The sequence below is a fragment of the uncultured Aquabacterium sp. genome (assembly GCF_947366995.1).
GTDB lineage: Bacteria > Pseudomonadota > Gammaproteobacteria > Burkholderiales > Burkholderiaceae_C > Aquabacterium.
Genome location: NZ_CANBCC010000012.1, coordinates 1 through 14,984, shown reverse-complemented (window position 1 = coordinate 14,984; position 14,984 = coordinate 1). Strand labels below are relative to the sequence as shown.

10 protein-coding genes and 1 pseudogene are annotated in these 14,984 nt (G+C 62.2%); 4 read left to right on the top strand and 7 right to left on the bottom strand.

From position 1 onward, the window contains the following. Positions 1–122: 122 nt before the first annotated feature. The gene (yccS, locus tag Q0Z44_RS05390) at positions 123–2,300 is read left to right on the top strand and encodes a YccS family putative transporter (protein ID WP_298011118.1); all 2,178 of its coding nucleotides are present in this window, start codon (positions 123–125) and stop codon (positions 2,298–2,300) included. Here the strand turns inward: yccS and Q0Z44_RS05385 are convergent. Next, positions 2,288–4,486: an AAA family ATPase gene (locus Q0Z44_RS05385; RefSeq protein WP_298011117.1), complete on the bottom strand. Its 2,199-nt coding sequence runs from the start codon at positions 4,484–4,486 to the stop codon at positions 2,288–2,290. The genes yccS and Q0Z44_RS05385 overlap by 13 nt on opposite strands. Positions 4,487–4,565: 79 nt before the next feature. Between Q0Z44_RS05385 and Q0Z44_RS05380 the strand changes: the two genes are divergently transcribed. From Q0Z44_RS05380 to Q0Z44_RS05370, 3 genes are read left to right on the top strand one after another with little or no spacing between them, the layout of a single operon-like run. Continuing rightward, positions 4,566–5,153 (top strand): hypothetical protein, encoded by a 588-nt coding sequence (locus Q0Z44_RS05380; RefSeq protein ID WP_298011116.1) that lies wholly within the window; start codon positions 4,566–4,568, stop codon positions 5,151–5,153. Between the two features lie 28 nt (positions 5,154–5,181). Next, positions 5,182–7,167, top strand: coding sequence for a DUF2779 domain-containing protein (locus tag Q0Z44_RS05375; protein ID WP_298011115.1), 1,986 nt, complete (start codon positions 5,182–5,184; stop codon positions 7,165–7,167). 10 nt (positions 7,168–7,177) lie between these two features. After that, positions 7,178–7,708: a hypothetical protein gene (locus tag Q0Z44_RS05370; RefSeq protein ID WP_298011114.1), complete on the top strand. Its 531-nt coding sequence runs from the start codon at positions 7,178–7,180 to the stop codon at positions 7,706–7,708. On the opposite strand, the gene Q0Z44_RS05365 is transcribed toward Q0Z44_RS05370, so the two are convergent. The 6 genes and pseudogenes from Q0Z44_RS05365 to Q0Z44_RS05340 form a co-directional block, all read right to left on the bottom strand. Continuing rightward, positions 7,700–8,704, bottom strand: coding sequence for a WYL domain-containing transcriptional regulator (locus Q0Z44_RS05365; RefSeq protein ID WP_298011113.1), 1,005 nt, complete (start codon positions 8,702–8,704; stop codon positions 7,700–7,702). The two genes, Q0Z44_RS05370 and Q0Z44_RS05365, sit on opposite strands and share 9 nt — an antisense overlap. Positions 8,705–8,761: 57 nt before the next feature. Continuing rightward, complete coding sequence (locus Q0Z44_RS05360) at positions 8,762–11,125, bottom strand: ATP-binding protein (protein WP_298011112.1); 2,364 nt, start codon at positions 11,123–11,125, stop codon at positions 8,762–8,764. Then, the gene (locus tag Q0Z44_RS05355; RefSeq protein ID WP_298011111.1) at positions 11,053–11,382 is read right to left on the bottom strand and encodes a nucleotidyltransferase domain-containing protein; all 330 of its coding nucleotides are present in this window, start codon (positions 11,380–11,382) and stop codon (positions 11,053–11,055) included. The genes Q0Z44_RS05360 and Q0Z44_RS05355 overlap by 73 nt, the downstream gene beginning before the upstream one ends. After that, the gene (locus Q0Z44_RS05350; RefSeq protein ID WP_298011110.1) at positions 11,375–11,803 is read right to left on the bottom strand and encodes a nucleotidyltransferase substrate binding protein; all 429 of its coding nucleotides are present in this window, start codon (positions 11,801–11,803) and stop codon (positions 11,375–11,377) included. Before Q0Z44_RS05350 ends, Q0Z44_RS05355 begins: the two co-directional genes overlap by 8 nt. A 173-nt stretch (positions 11,804–11,976) precedes the next feature. Next, positions 11,977–12,909, bottom strand: a complete 933-nt coding sequence (locus Q0Z44_RS05345) for a hypothetical protein (protein ID WP_298011109.1) — start codon at positions 12,907–12,909, stop codon at positions 11,977–11,979. Between the two features lie 783 nt (positions 12,910–13,692). Continuing rightward, a pseudogene (locus Q0Z44_RS05340) lies at positions 13,693–13,806 on the bottom strand (transposase domain-containing protein); the annotation flags it as partial. Positions 13,807–14,984 lie beyond the last annotated feature (1,178 nt).

The following is a 14,984-nucleotide window of genomic DNA, read 5'->3' as shown; positions in this document are numbered from 1 at the left end:
GACCAGCCGGCCTGCAACGCACCTTGAGCGCGCAACGCAAGACCAGTACGGCCGATTCTGTAATGAGAATTATTATCATTCATTGAGACGGATCAAATTGTGGCGTGTGGCAGGATTCATCCGTGCGCCTCGAACACCTCACCTCCGACTGGAACCAACTCTGGAAACAAGCCCGCCAACATGAGGGCGTCATGCACGGCGTGCGGGCCATGCTCGCGCTCAGCGTGGTGCTGCTGGTGGGTTGGCAGGGCGACTGGTCTTGGCAGGTGATGCCGGTGATGCTGGGCGTGGTGGCCAGCGCGCTGACTGAAACCGACGACAACTGGAAGGGCCGCCTGCGCACCCAGCTGATCGCCGTGGCCGTGTTTGCCGTGATCGCCGGCCTGGTGAGCCTGGCCCAGCCATGGCCGGCCCTGCTGGCTGGTGCCCTGGCGCTCAGCGCCTTCGTGCTCACCATGGTGGGCGCCGTGGGCGAGCGCTACCGCGCCATAGCCTTTGCGTCGCTGGTGTTCTTCAGCTACGTGGCGCTGTCGATGCAATCGAGCCGCATGGCCGCGCGGCAGCTCACGCCGTATCTGTTCGGTGGCGTCGCCTGGTATGGCTTCGTCTCGGTGATCTGGGCCGGTGCCGTGGCCCGCCCACCGGTGCGACACCGCCTGGCGCAGCTGTACGCGCTGCTGGGCGAATACCTGAAGCTCAAATCGAGGCTGCTGGAGCCCATCCGCGATGTCGACATCGAACAGCGCCGCATGGCCCTGGCGCTCTACAACGGCCTGGTGGTCGACGCGCTGGGCGCCGCCAAGGAAGCGCTGTTCTGCAGATTGGGCCGGCGCACGCCGCCAGGCTGGCTGCAACAGGCCCTGCACCAGTACCTCGCCGCGCAGGACATCCACGAGCGCACCTCGTCGTCGCACGCCAATTACGAGACCCTGGCGGACGCCTTCTTCCGCTCGGATGCGCTTTACCGCTGCCAGCGCGTGCTGGCACTGCAGGGCGAGCAGTGCCTGAAGCTGTCGGCCGCCATCGCGCGCCGGCAACCGCCCCAGCACAAGGGCGCCACGGCCCGCGCCATCGAGGACATGCAGGGTGCCATTGCCGTGGCCCGGCAGACCCTGCCGCCTGGCTCGGCGTTGCAGGCCTTGCAGGCGCTCGGCGCCAACCTGACGGAACAGGCCGCGGTGCTGGCCCAAGTGCTCGACCCGGCGCCCACCCCAACCGAACGCACGCTCGTCAACAGCCATCCTACGACCTTGAAGGAAGCGTGGCATCGGGTGAAGGCACAGCTGCGCGTGCAGTCGCCGCTGTTCCGCCACGCGGTGCGGCTGACGCTGGCGTTGCTCGCCGGCTTCGCCCTGATGATGGCCACCAACGACAAGCACGGCTACTGGATCGTGCTGACCATCACCTTCGTCAGCCAACCGCACTACGCCGCCACGCTCAAGCGCCTGAGCCAGCGCCTGACTGGCACGTTGATCGGCCTGGCTCTGGGCTGGGCGCTGATCCGCCTGTTCCCGGGCGACCTGGCCGGCAGCGTGCTGATTGCTGTGAGCGGCGCGATCTTTCTGGGCGCACGCCGCACGCATTACACGGTGGGCACCGGTGCGATCACGACGCTGCTGCTGCTTGCCTTCCACCAACTGGGCATGACCGACGGCGTGATCGTGGGCCGCCTGCTGGACACCATCGCCGGCGGCTCGATTGCCGCGCTGGCCGCCTGGCTGATCCTGCCCAACTGGCAGGCGCGGCAATGGCACGGGCTGGCTGCGGCCACCCTGCGCCGGCAGGCGCAGTATCTCGACGAAGTGCTGCGGCAGTATCAGGCGGGCAAACAGGACCACCTGGCCTACCGCACGGCGCGGCGCAACATGCACAAAGCCGATGCGGCGCTGTCGAACTCGCTCGCAGCCATGCTGAAGGAGCCGACCCGCGTGCGACTGAACACCGACCGCTGCGGACAGTTTCTGCTGCGGTCGCACACGCTGCTGAACTACCTCTCAGCGCTGGGCGCACACCGGGGGGAGCCGGGTGCCAGAGAGCTGGATGCGGCCACGCTGGAGACCGCGACGGCCTTGCGCGACGCCTTGCGGCGGCTGGCCACTGCCATCGAGGCGGCACGTTCACAGCGCCCCGAAGACTGGCGATTCGAGTTGGGCGCGGTGGAGGCGCCGGGATTCGATGTCGCGCCCGAGGCGCCGCTGCAGCAACTGGTGCGGGCGCAGTTGGGGCTGGCGATCGGGGTGTTAGGGCAGCTGGTAGGTGTCGTGCCGGAGTTTCGGGGGGAGCGGGCTCAGCAGCGCTGAGAGGAAGAGGGGAGCGCGATGCCCAGTGACTCTAGGCTTGTGGAGGCCTTCGCTTGGTGCTCTGAAGTCAGTTCACTAAGCCACCGGCGCCAGTCTACCTGCCGGTGCCGGAGTCGAGCCTGCACATTGAAGAAATCACCGGGCGTCAGCCGGTCGAGTGGCAGCAGGGCCTGCCTGACCTCGCGTGGCACCGCCTCACCGACGCCGTGGGTCACCAGCCGAGCAAACAGAGTACAACGCTGCGAAGCCGTCAGAGGCAACAGCATCAGCCTGTAGGTGAAACGCCGGATCAACGCCGGAGGAGGATCGAAGGACGCGCAGGCGGTCGCCACCAGCACACCGCCGAACGTGTCCAAGCCATGTCGCAAGGCCCCCGCCACGGCGTCGTCATCGCCCATGAAGGCATCCAGGTCGTCCAGCAGCAACACGGAGTGCGTTGCGCCGTGGCGTTGCAGCCACCTCAGCAGCTGGCGGCCTGACTCGCCGCGGTAGGGCCTGAGGAAGTCCCCTGCAAAAGCCCGCACCATGTCGCGCCCCAGCTGACGAGCCAGCTCGAACGCGAGACTCGTCTTGCCCACGCCCGACACGCCGCTCAACAGAACCGTGCCCTCACCGTCGGCTTCGATCGACCGAAGCACCTCCGTCACATTCGTGGCTCCTGCCACGTGCGCAAACTCGAGGTCGAACCGACGCACACGTGCCAGATGGTCGTGAGGCAACTTGTTTCCTTCCGGAGCGCCCAGCTGGCCTTGCGAGAAGGCTTGCAGCGCCGTGTCGGCGGTGACGTCACCACCAGCGCCCAACGACACAAAACGCCTGGCACCGTCGACGATTCCGATTGTCGTCTGGGGATTGCCAGCGAAGACATCGATCTGCGGGGCAGAACAGCCCGATTCACGCAGCACGGTATGACACCACATCCGACGCACAGCCAAGGGTGGATCCGGCAGCGCCACACTGCAGGTGAACCGGGTGATGTACGACGAATCAATTTGCCGGACGTCCTCTGCCAGCCACACAACGGGTTGACGAGACTGTCTCAACACATCCTTCATCGCTCCCCGGGAGGGTGGCCCGAAGCCCGGAGTAAAAAGCATGGATTCGGCGTCTTCGACCACCAGGACGGCGCCGCATTGCCGATCGACAAAGCGACGCGACAGTGTCAGGTCTGCCAACAGCTCGGCCCGTGTCGGCTCACAGGCCGCGCGCCGGCGGTCTGACATGCGGTAGCCCCGCAAACCGGCCAGGTCCAGAAGCGCCAAGACGAACGCCATGTGGCCACTGCCTGGCTCGCCGTGAATCAGGATGTGGACGCCTGCATCCGCGCCCGAGGCCGCACGGGAAAGCACGGTCCGCAGCAGCTGCAGGGTGTCCTCCAGATGAGGCCATGTCAACGTCCCCCGAGGACCGAGGGGCTCCAGCACCTCCGCTGCAAGGACGGCCTCGTCTGCATCCGGCAAGCTGAGCAGCCGCGTCCCGGAGACCGACAGCTGAAACAGCTCCTCCAGCCCTTCAGGAAAATCGCCCGGGTCGGAACACGTCAGCAACCCGCTGCGCCATACCGCGCGGGACATGTCCATCAGATCGAGAGCCTCGCGTTCCGAGCACCCCAGCAACGCTGACAAGACACGTCCGCGATGAGACCGTACACCGATGGGCACAAATACGCTCTGAGCGATGGTCCCGAAACAGAAGGAACCAGCGAGCGCCAGATAGCGAACCTCCACATCGGAAAGTTCGAACACATCGGCGAGGAGGCTCACGTTGTGATCCAGTGGATGAGCCTCCCGATTGATGAAAGCGACAAAACACCGCTCCGCCTCGTTGAACACTTCAGCGAAAGCTGGATCCTCTTTCAACAGGGCATTGCCCAAAAAAGTGCGTCCTCTGCGCGTGTCAAGCAAAGCCGAACCGCTTGCATCCAGGCGGATCGCTTCCAGGCTGGCCCGGACACAGGGATCGGACAGAACCCGCTGGAGACCCGTCTCTCCGTGCTTCAGGGCTGGCCGAAGATGCCAGACCAGCTCGTCTGCTGCACCCGCATGCCAGAAATGGGGCCATCGCCTTGCACATCGCAGCAGTGCCAGGGCGATGCGGGCGTTCGCTCCCGCAGTGAGGAAGTCGTCTTCGAGCGTCCACGAGACCAGATCCGACAGCGGCATGGTGGGGTACCGATAAAGCATCATCACTGTGTTCCACATGTGCGACAGAACCCGTCGCACAAAGCGCGCACAGTGTCCTTCCCTGAAATGCAAGGAGAAGACCTTGAGCGAGCCTCGGACCCTGATTGCGTTGCTTGACTCGGAAAGCACGGGCCTCGATCCGCGCCGTGATGAGCCGATTGCGGTGGCACTGCAACTCTGGGAAATCCATCCCCGGCGCGGCACAGCCTGTCAGCTGGTGGATCGCTATGACGGCTTGAGGCAGCCGCAATGCATCTACCCAACCGTCGTCCAGCACGTCACTCGGTTGCCTGCAGCTGCCCTCGTTGGCACCAAGTTCGATCTGACGCGGATTACCCGACTGTTGTCTTCCGCCTGTCTGGTGGTGGCTCACAACGCGTCATTCGAGCGCGAGCTGCTCGGCCGCCACATCCCGGCGCTGGAGTCCACGCCGTGGGCCTGCGCCATGCGTGACATCGACTGGCGCCGTGAGGCGGGTGCCCCTTCATCTTCGCTGGACGCGTTGTGCAGGCACTTTCATGTGACGCCGTCGACGGGCTCCCCTGCGAACGACTGCAGCACGCTGGCCACCTTGCTGTCGATGACCTTGCCCGTACGGGGTGGCACCGGGTTTCAGCGTCTGCTGATGGGGCGAAATCCACGGCATTCGTTCACGCATCACACCTCATGAAACGCCCTCTTTCCGCCGAAGTAGAAGAATGCTCTCCAACAGCCCACCCCGCCGCCGGTACCTGACGAAGTCGCGTTTCAAGCTGGCCTTGAGCTGTCCCACCAAACTGTTCTACGCTGGCAAACCGACGCAGTTTGCAGACACTCAGGCAGACAGTACGTTCATGCAGGCCCTGGCCGACGGCGGATTTCAGGTGGGCGAACTGGCCAAGCTGATGCACCCGGGGGGCGTGGAGGTCACCGCAGAGGCAAATGCCGATGCGCTCGCACAGACGCGGGCCTTGTTGCAGGCCGACACCGTGACCTTGTTCGAAGCTGCGATCTCGCATGGAGACTGCCTGGTTCGCGTGGACATCCTGCGCAAGGTCGGCAACGTCATCGACCTGATCGAGGTGAAGGCCAAGTCGTTCGACTCTCGAGACGCGCATGCGTTTCGCGGCAAACAGGGGCAACTGGATGCCGGCATGCTGCCCTACCTTCAGGATGTCGCCTTCCAGAAGCACGTCCTCGCCATGGCGCACCCAGAATGGGAGGTGCGAAGCCACCTCATGCTCGCCGACACGGCACGCCGCTGCAGCGTCAGCGGCCTCAACCAGCGTTTCAAGATCACCCGCCAGCCAGGTGGTCGGCACCAGGTCCTGGTGGCACCGGGCACCGCGCCGAGCAGCGTGGGCGATTCGCTTCTCAGCGTCGTCTGTGTGGACGAATGGGTCGATGAGATCCTGGCGGGCACACTGAACACCGATGTAGGCGAGTTGCTCTTCGCTCAGGCGGTTCAGCACTGGGCGGCCCATGTCGTTACTGACACCCGCATCCCGGGACACATTGGCGCTCGGTGCGCCAAATGCGAATTTCGCTGTGACGGCGGCCCGCTGGAGAGCGGCTTCCATCTCTGCTGGCAAGAAGCGGAGGGCTGGACACGTGAAGAGGTCGACCGCGGCACGGTGCTGGACCTGTGGAACTTCCAACGCAAGCAGGCCTTGATCGAACAGGGCGTGCTGCGCCTGCAGGATGTCACGCCCGTACACCTGAACCTGCGCGCGGAAGGGCCCGGACTTAGCAACAGCCAGCGCCAATGGATGCAGGTCTCCGGAACATGGCCGGAAGGTGGCGAATACCACCTAGACAAGGTCCTCCTGCACGACGCCATGCGCGATTGGCGCTACCCGCTGCACTTCATCGACTTCGAAACCGCCAGGGTGGCCATCCCGTTCTTTGCGGGACAACGCCCCTATGCAAACGTGGCATTCCAGTTCTCGCACCACGTGGTGGAGGCGTCGGGAGCCGTTCGGCATGCCGACCAGTTCCTGTGCCTCACGCCCGGCGTGAACCCGAATGTCGCGTTCGTTCGGGCGCTCAAATCGGCGCTGGAGAAAGATGAAGGCACGGTTTTCATGTGGAGCCCGCATGAAAACACCACGCTGCTCGACCTGCTGCGAGAGATTGAATCCGACGGCGACCGCGTGGAAGATGCTCCGGCATTGGCGGCATTCATCCGCACCCTCACGGTGGAAAAAGAGAAAGGCCGCATTGTGCGGGCGGGCGAGCGCGCCATGGTCGACCTGTGTGTGCTCGCACGCAAGGCCTATTTCCATCCACAAACCAAAGGCTCATGCTCCATCAAGAAGGTGCTCCCTGCCGTCATGGGTTCCTCTCCGTTCTTGCGCGCTCAATACGGACGGCCGGTTTATGGCGCCGAAAGCGGGATTCCGAGCCTCAACTTCACGGACTGGACCTGGTGGCAAGCCGAAGGCGGCGGCGCCCGAAACCCGTATGAATTGCTGCCCCCGCTGTTCGACGACATCAGCAAAGAAGAGCAGAACAGGCTCGAAGCGGAAGATGGCGCCCTGCTCGCGGACGGCGGTGCGGCCACCATGGCGTGGGCCAGGATGCAGTTTGAAGAGGTACCGTCTTGGAAGCGGGATGCTGTTGAAAAGGCGCTGCTCCGATATTGTGAACTTGATACTTTAGCGATGGTGATCGTGGCAACTGGGTGGTATACCCACCTGCTTTGAAAGGAAGGAAATGGCTTTTATCCCAGGAACAGAAAAAGAAGTAGAACTAATAATTCATCAAGTGGCCAGCATGATAAAAATCTTCAGAGAGGCTGACAGAAGCGGAAACAAGAGGTTAAAACAATGGGCAAAGTCGACTGTAGATCATGCATGCAGACAGCTTGAGATCTTCATCTCTCCGGAAGTATCGGTGAAAGCTGCGAAGCTAGCCAGTGACCGCGGATACTCTTTGAAGGCCATGCGTTGGCCATTTCAAGACTACGCTTTTATTGAGGGGGAGAAGAAGAAAAAACAACTCCATTGGGAACACGTCCTTCCTATATCTTGCCTTCGGTCTCGCCTAATGGAAGTTCAAGATTTGGAGAACTTTGAGCTTATCAAAAAGGTATTCTTGGCATATGACATCGCATGGATTACAAAAGAAGAAAATGAGGCCCTGGATCGCAACAAATATAGAAAGCAAAGGCCAGAAAATCCATGGGAAGCATATAAAAATGTTGGAATAGATATAGTTGGAAAGAGTTGGGGTACATCAACGTAAGTCGCATTGGTGATATCTATGGCCTTGGACAAAGAGCTCGCTCTCTATCTCGGCCCTAAGACTTGTTGGGTGCTCAACGGTGCAATTTTTCCCCAACCCCAACAACCACCTCTCTAACTGCACCGTCTGGATCACAGTGACCTCCAGACGGTGCACCCCCGGCGCCTCTTCCACGACAACCTGGTCTGGCCCCAGCGGCGTCTCCTTCAGCCGCTCTCCCATGCCATCAAACAGTCGGAGGACGAGGCGGATCCGCTCCTGCCCTCCAAAGCCCATGCCCCCGGCTTCCAGCCAGGCGTCCAAGTCGAAATGTTCAATGCCAGAGGGTTCATCTAGCAACTCCGCCCTCAGCATGCGGTGGAGCTTGAGCGTCCGCACATCACCATGTCCGTCGAACGTGGCCGGCACGTAGAACACCACGCCAAACTGCACCAGCCCGAGCGGTGAAACCACATATCGCTTCGCCCTCTGGCGGTCGAAAGCGCGGTACTCGATGGCCAGCTTGCACCCCATCAGGACCGCCTCCGTCACCGTGGCGTGCAACGGCCTGGGCACCTTCGGCGCAACGAAGCCCGGCCCCGGGGGAATGATCCGGACCCGTTCCGGCCATCGCTTGAGTGGCATGCCGGGCACATGCTGGGCGAGCTTGCGCCGAGCCTCTTCGACGTACGGCCGCAAGGTATCCATCACACTGTCCGGCAGGATGCCATGCAGGTAGGTCGACAGCAGCTGAAAACTCACCGCTTCCGACCAATCCATGGCCGGTAAGGACAGGTGCGGCGCCCCCGCAGCCCAGCCCCAGCCGAAAGGCTTCGACCGGATGTCGCACTCGATCGGGTAGGCGGTGGCCAGTTCTTCCAGGTCTCGCTGTACGGTGCGCGCCGACACGTCGTGACCACGGGCCCGCAGGCGTTGATGCAGTTGAGGCGTCGACAGCTTGCCGTGACGGGGTACCAGGGTCAGCAGGTCGAGCAGGCGGGTGAAGTTTCGGTCCATGGCCCCCAGTATCGGTCTGCGCCAGATCGTGTCGCAAGCCCCCGAGCCGTCACCCCCTCACACGAACCCGATCTGGCGGTGGCCGCCCCCCGGCTTGGCGACTTGCTCGGCCTCCAACTCCGACAGCCAACGAGCCTCATCGGGCTGCGCGTGGCGAAGACGCCGACGGACGTTGGCAAAGTCCCCGGGCGTAAGGCGATCCAGTGTGTCGAGTTTCCTGCACGCCGCTTCGCCCAACGGCGCCTTGGGATCCCCCATCACCAGTTCGGCAAACAGAGCGCGACGCTGTTCTGCGTGCAGGGGCAGGAAAGTCAGCCGGTGCGTAAAGCGCCGGATCAAGGCCGAGTCCAGCAATCCCGCATGGTTGGTTGCACACACGAAGATGCCCTCGAACTGCTCCAGCCAACGGAGGAATTCTGCTGTCACACCGCGGTCCACTCGTTGCTCGGATCGCCCCCGATCCGACAGCAACACATCCCCTTCATCCAGAAAGAGCAATTCTTCCTGCGGATCGCAATCCCGGAACATGGTCGCCACATTGCGCTCCGATTCGCCATACCACTTCGACAGGATGTCCGAGGCCGTTTTGACCACCAGCTTGCGTTCCAGCTGCTGGGCCAGTTCAGCCGCAAACTGGGTTTTGCCGGTGCCGGGGGGGCCAGCAAACAAGGCCGTCCCACGCCCTTCGGCCTTCAGCCAGGAGACGAGTTCGTCCGCTGACATGGGTCCGGCCACGTTCACGTAGCGCATGTCAAAGCGCAGCGCCGTCTGACGCGGGCGCACCGGTGTGTGGTCGCCCAGCGTGACAAGATGACCTTGGACCTGGGTCTGGGCAGCCGCGTCCGGCGTCAACCCACTGCCTTCACTCAGCGACACGAAACGGGCCGCCGCACCGATCAGGGCCGGCGTCGCGTGATCCAGGCTTGCAATGGCTTCCATCATGCCTGCCGAACACCCCAGCGCTTCCAGCCGGCTTCGGACCATCGACTGCCGCAAGGTCAGCGGCGGCCGGGGAAACGCCAGACAGTAAGTGAACCGCCGGAGATAGGCCGGGTCCATGTGATGCACCCTGTTGCTGATCCAGACCACCGGCTGCGGCGCACGCTCCAGAATGTCATTCATCCATGCCTTGCTCTGCTCCCGAGAACGGAACAAGGCGGCCAGCGGGTGATGGTGGTCGCCCACGAAGATGTCATCCGCTTCGTCCACGACGAGCACGGCGCCCTCTCGCGTACCGGCGAAAGTCCGGCTCAGACGAAGGTGAGCAAGACGATCAGCCCGCGTGGCTTCGTTGCCTTCTCGGTCCACATGCGCGATCGAAAATGCCTGCAGCCCCACTTGTGCCACCAATTGGCGCACGAACTCGGTCTTGCCGGTGCCCGGCTCACCATGAATCAGGATGTTGATGCCGACTTCGGCGCGTCGGGTGGCATTGCTCAGCAAGGTCTGCATGAGCTGCCATGGTTGCTGCACATGGCGCCAGTCGAATGGCTCGCTGCTGCCGGTGTCCATCGGCTGCAGCACCGCGCTGGCCATCGCCGAGGCATCCGCATAGGGCTGCCCCAGCAGGCGCTGCCCGATCGCGGAAAGCGCAAACAGGTCATCGAGGTCAGTCGCTTCGCGGCTGCCCTGACTGAACCTGAACAGACCGCTGCACCAGAGCGGCGTTCCAAGGCGAAACAGCTCATCGGCCTCCTGCACGCTGCACTCACCCACCACCGCCACCGCTTTCAACGCACGCGCGTGCGTCTCCACAAACATGAACACACCGGTCTGCAGGGTGCCATGACAGAAAGCGGCCGCCAGGCGGAGAAAGCGGACCGCGGGCGCGGGCAACGACAGCATGGAGACCAGCATGTCCACATTGCGATCCAGCGGATGAGGCCGAGAGGCAATGAACCGCTCGAGCAACCTTTCTGTGCTATCGAAAAGCGCCTTGAACGCGGGGGCACCAGACACGAGCGCCTCACCCAGCATTCGCTGTACACCGCGGTCGCGCAGCAGATCGGGCAACTCGGCATCCGCCAACTCCGCGCTGAGCCGTGCCATCACCTTGGGCGAACGCAGCGTCCGCAGCAAGGCAGCAGGCTGCTGGATCAGCGCGGGCATCACCTCCAGCGCAATGTCATCGTGGAAGCGGTCCGCCACGCCGCCAGCCAGACGACGAGCGCAGCGCATGACTGCCAGAGCGATGCGCGCATTGGCCCCCGCGATCACGAAGTCATCGTCAAAGGACCAGTTCAACTTCAGGTTGGGACGACGCATCGGCTTCTCCATCTCGTTCACGTTCGAACTGTGATGGCGTAGCGCGACAGGTTCTGTCGCACCACGAGCGGAGCGGGAAAACCTCAGCGCCCTTGCTGAAGCACCACTGTGTGCTGCTGGATCAATTCCCGGAACGCCTCGCTCGTGGTCGCCCAATCGACCACATCCACGCGCCACGGCAGATCCGATTCCGCAAACGCGTCATTCAGCCGAGCCTGGGTCGCAATGTCGAGCGCGACATCTCCCATCACCACCAGGTCGAGATCGGAGTGCGGCTTGGCCGAGGCCTTCACCCGCGACCCGAAAGCGCGGACCTCCCGGTCCGGTACCTCTTGCATCAGGATCGCCTGGATGATGTTCCAGTGGCGGGGTTCGACGTTCAGCCCCCGTGGCACCCCAGGCTGATCAGCCATGGCGCGCTTCAAGACGCGCCAGCAGGTCACGCGCGTGCGTCAGAAAACCTTGCGTGGCGGCATACACCTGCTGGGCCTTGGTGTGGTCATAGGTGTGGGCCGTGATGTTGCGCATCTGTCGAAAGCCGAACCAGGCTTCGACATCGTCGATCAGCCCCTTCTCTGCCGCGATGCGCAGCAGCTCCCGAAAGCTGGCCTGGTCGACATCGACCGGGCTGTCGGCTTCCAGTTCCAGTTGTCGGCGCAGCATCTTCATGCTGATTTCGTAGACGAACTCGAAGTTCTGGATCACGCCGGCAACCAGGGTATTGCGCACCTTGGCATCTTGCCCATTGAACCAGGCAGCATCACTGACCACAGCAAGCCCATCGTCCAGCGAGGTGATCGCCGAGCGCAGGGCCGTGAGGTCGAGTACCGCCATGGTTCGCTCCCCTCAACGCATCTGTAGGTTCTCATTGATTCTGCAAAGCGCACGCCTTGCAGATCAACGACTTTCGCAACTTCAACGAGAACACCACTTGCCGCCTTTCTCAGAGATTTGCGAAGATCCTACAGCACTACGACCCAGCGATGATCGCTGTCGTGGTCAGTGCGTCATGCGGCCGACTCAGGATGAATAGCTGTCAGCGTGTACCTGAGTCTAGGGGATCGCCCCCGCGCTCGCACTTCACGCACCTTGCATTCAATCGATACGCGTTGATACATTGGGTTGCGCCCCTCTTGAGTCACAGCTTCCACGACCTGGGGGGCAATCTCGCCTTGGATCACCGCTTGCTCAGGTGTCAGCAACTCAAAGCGCCTAGAGTACTGTGTCCAGCCGACGATCAGCCCGTCGAGGGTTGCTGTACGGTCCTCAATCGTTAGCGCTTCCACACGGCCTCGTGCTCTGCCAATCGCCCGTTGGTCTAACTCGAAATCGCGTTCGCCCTCGACGAGCCTGAGGCTGGCACCTTCGTCATCTAACAGCTTAAAGAATTCGCGAAGCGTGCCCAACTGTCGGTCATCCAGCACGGATGCCGCCTCATCAGACAAAGTCTCTTCAGCTGCCGCCAGCTTTGACAACGTGTCAGCCACCTCATCAACAACTGACTTCAGAGAGGTTCCACTTTCGGTGGCATCTCCTTGGGCTTGCAACACAAAGCCGAAGGAGCCACGCACGACATCGGTGACCAGCAGCTGAGTGTCGTCAGCCATGGGCACGCGGCCATGGCGTGAAAGTGGGCCTTGTTCGTCCGCAGCAAAGCGCTGACTGACCAGCTTCTGAAAGCAATTCACAGCTCGTGTGCTGAAGGTGGCCTTGATGCCCTGGGAGCCTACCACCGGCTTCCCTCCGAAGAACATTGCGACTCCGGCAGGCGCTGAGATCAGCTCAGTTGCCAGCTCGGCCAAGCGAGACTCAAGCGCACTTGCCCGCTGGGAAAACTGGAAATGCTCAATGGGATCGTCGGCAGGGGACATGTCGCGCAGCAACGCGTGCACCTGGGCCAGATCGGCCTGCAAGAACTCGCGTTCAAGTTGCGGCAGCATGTGTATCCCCTCCTGCCAGATCACTCAAGTAAGACAAAGCCGCATCATCATCCGACTGAAGTGGCATGGCTAGCAACCCCTTCCAGACGTTGTCGGATCGCCGATGCGAAAACAACCCGAAATAATACGCTGCTCGGCGAACCAGTCGACCAGGAGATCCATCCAGCCGCAGCAAGTAGGCATCACAGCCGTAGCGGGCCTTGGCGCGATTCAGATCAAACAAGTCCGGGTACATCTTAGGCAAGGCCTCCACTTGTGCTGGTGACATGCCTTGGGGCGTCATTGCGAAGGTCACCACGTCAATGTCGCCGGGCGCCCTTGCCTGAGATCGCTCCACGTCCTCGACAAAGCTGCCGTCCAGCCACTGAAAGCCTTCCGAAAATCCTAGCGACCGCAGGTCGCCCCTGTACCTGAAGAGCCCCTCCAGGAGCCTTCTTCGGGCATCAGTGTGCCCAAGCCTCTGAACCAACTCAAGCGGTGTGGTTTCGTATGGTGAACCTTGCGCGGCCTGAATCGGAGAGTCCCCAATGTACGGGGGAAGCACATGGCTGTGGTTGAAGGCAGGAATCACCTGGCGTGCTCACTGTTCGTGCCGCCGCGTTTGCCGCAGCAAGTTGTTCTTGACTGGCTCAGTACTGCGGGCGGGATGATAGCTTGAGCCATCCGTTGTCCGTTAGGGCTGCGGAGCTGGTCGAGCGATGGCGATGCAACTCGCACGTAAGCGTTTGGCGAACGCATCTTGACGTCCCGCCAACCGGACGGAATCAGGCTGAGGCAGAGGCCCCATCGATGCGGCAACAACTCGCCGAGCTGACTGGCCTTGTGCGTGGGCAATCGCCGAAGCTCATCTCGCAGGTAGGCATGCGAATCGAGCCCATTGAGCTTGGGCACCTCAACGAAAGCACCGGATGGCGGGCCAGCGACGGCCACTGCACTCGTCGCCCTTGGATCGTCTCGAAGCCAGCGGCAAACCAGGTTGGCATTGAGGCCATGGGCCAGCGCCAAACCGGCCACAGACGCACCCGGTTGTTGACAGGCCAGAACGACCTGGTGCTTGAGTTCTGGCACATGGTTGCGCCGGGTGCGCTTCGTTGGAGTGCTCTGTATAGTGTCCACTTGTTGTCTCGGTGGACACCCTCCTCAAGGTTCAGGCTGGGGCGCTCAAGACGCCTTCACCGGACGCATACACTTGCACAAGTACCGCGCCTGATGGAGGGTATGTTGCCGCTTGAGGCCAGGAGCCTAGGCCGCCCCCGTAACATTCTCTGTCCTCGCGGCAAGTGCGGGCTGCGCTACGCGAATGGCATGCCTCGTCGTGCTGCTCGGACTTCGACAACACTCTTCAAGATGACGTCGCGGTGCCGTACGCATTCACAACTCGCCAACGGAGTTCACCGAAGCCTCTGCGCTGTAGAAAACCCGAGGAAAAGGCTCTCAATCTGCATTTGATGGCCAGGCTCCTTGTCTGGCCACAGCGTCGCCTTCAGCGCCTGCGCAATCACCAAGGCTGCAGACGCACTAGCCACAAATGGCACGGATGGCCGGAAGCCATCTTCCCGTTGGAGCCCGAACGCCTTCTGTGTCGCGTCGCCGTCCAGTTGGGCACAAATAGCCTTGCGTTGCGCGTAGAGTTGCCGCTCGGCCTCAGAGTATTCCGCGAGCTTTCTTGGCGGCTCCGGGAAAGTGTCATATCCGCGGCGAACGGGTGAGTCAGCCTCAGCAAGGTTGAAGCCATGAGGCGGAGGTAAGGTCCTTTCTGGAGTAAACCACCTGCCTGCAGTTGCCCAAGCTTGGGCCTGCAACAGGCTCGATACCGTCCGCCCGCAATGCTTGGACAACGGCTTTGGGCGACTGACCTCTCGACGCCGCCAAAGAAGAGGCAAGAACGTACGCTTCATTGAAGCGCTGGAGGGACAGCTCGCTAATGACGGCAGTCCTTCTGCGGCCGCACCATCCTTGTTCCGCGACGAGTAGACCTGCCTTGATCAGCGCGTATGCCACCTGCGGCTTGACCTCAAGCCTGTTGAATCACGAGCAAAACTGAGCCAGGCGTCACGTCCAAAACTGAGCCACTA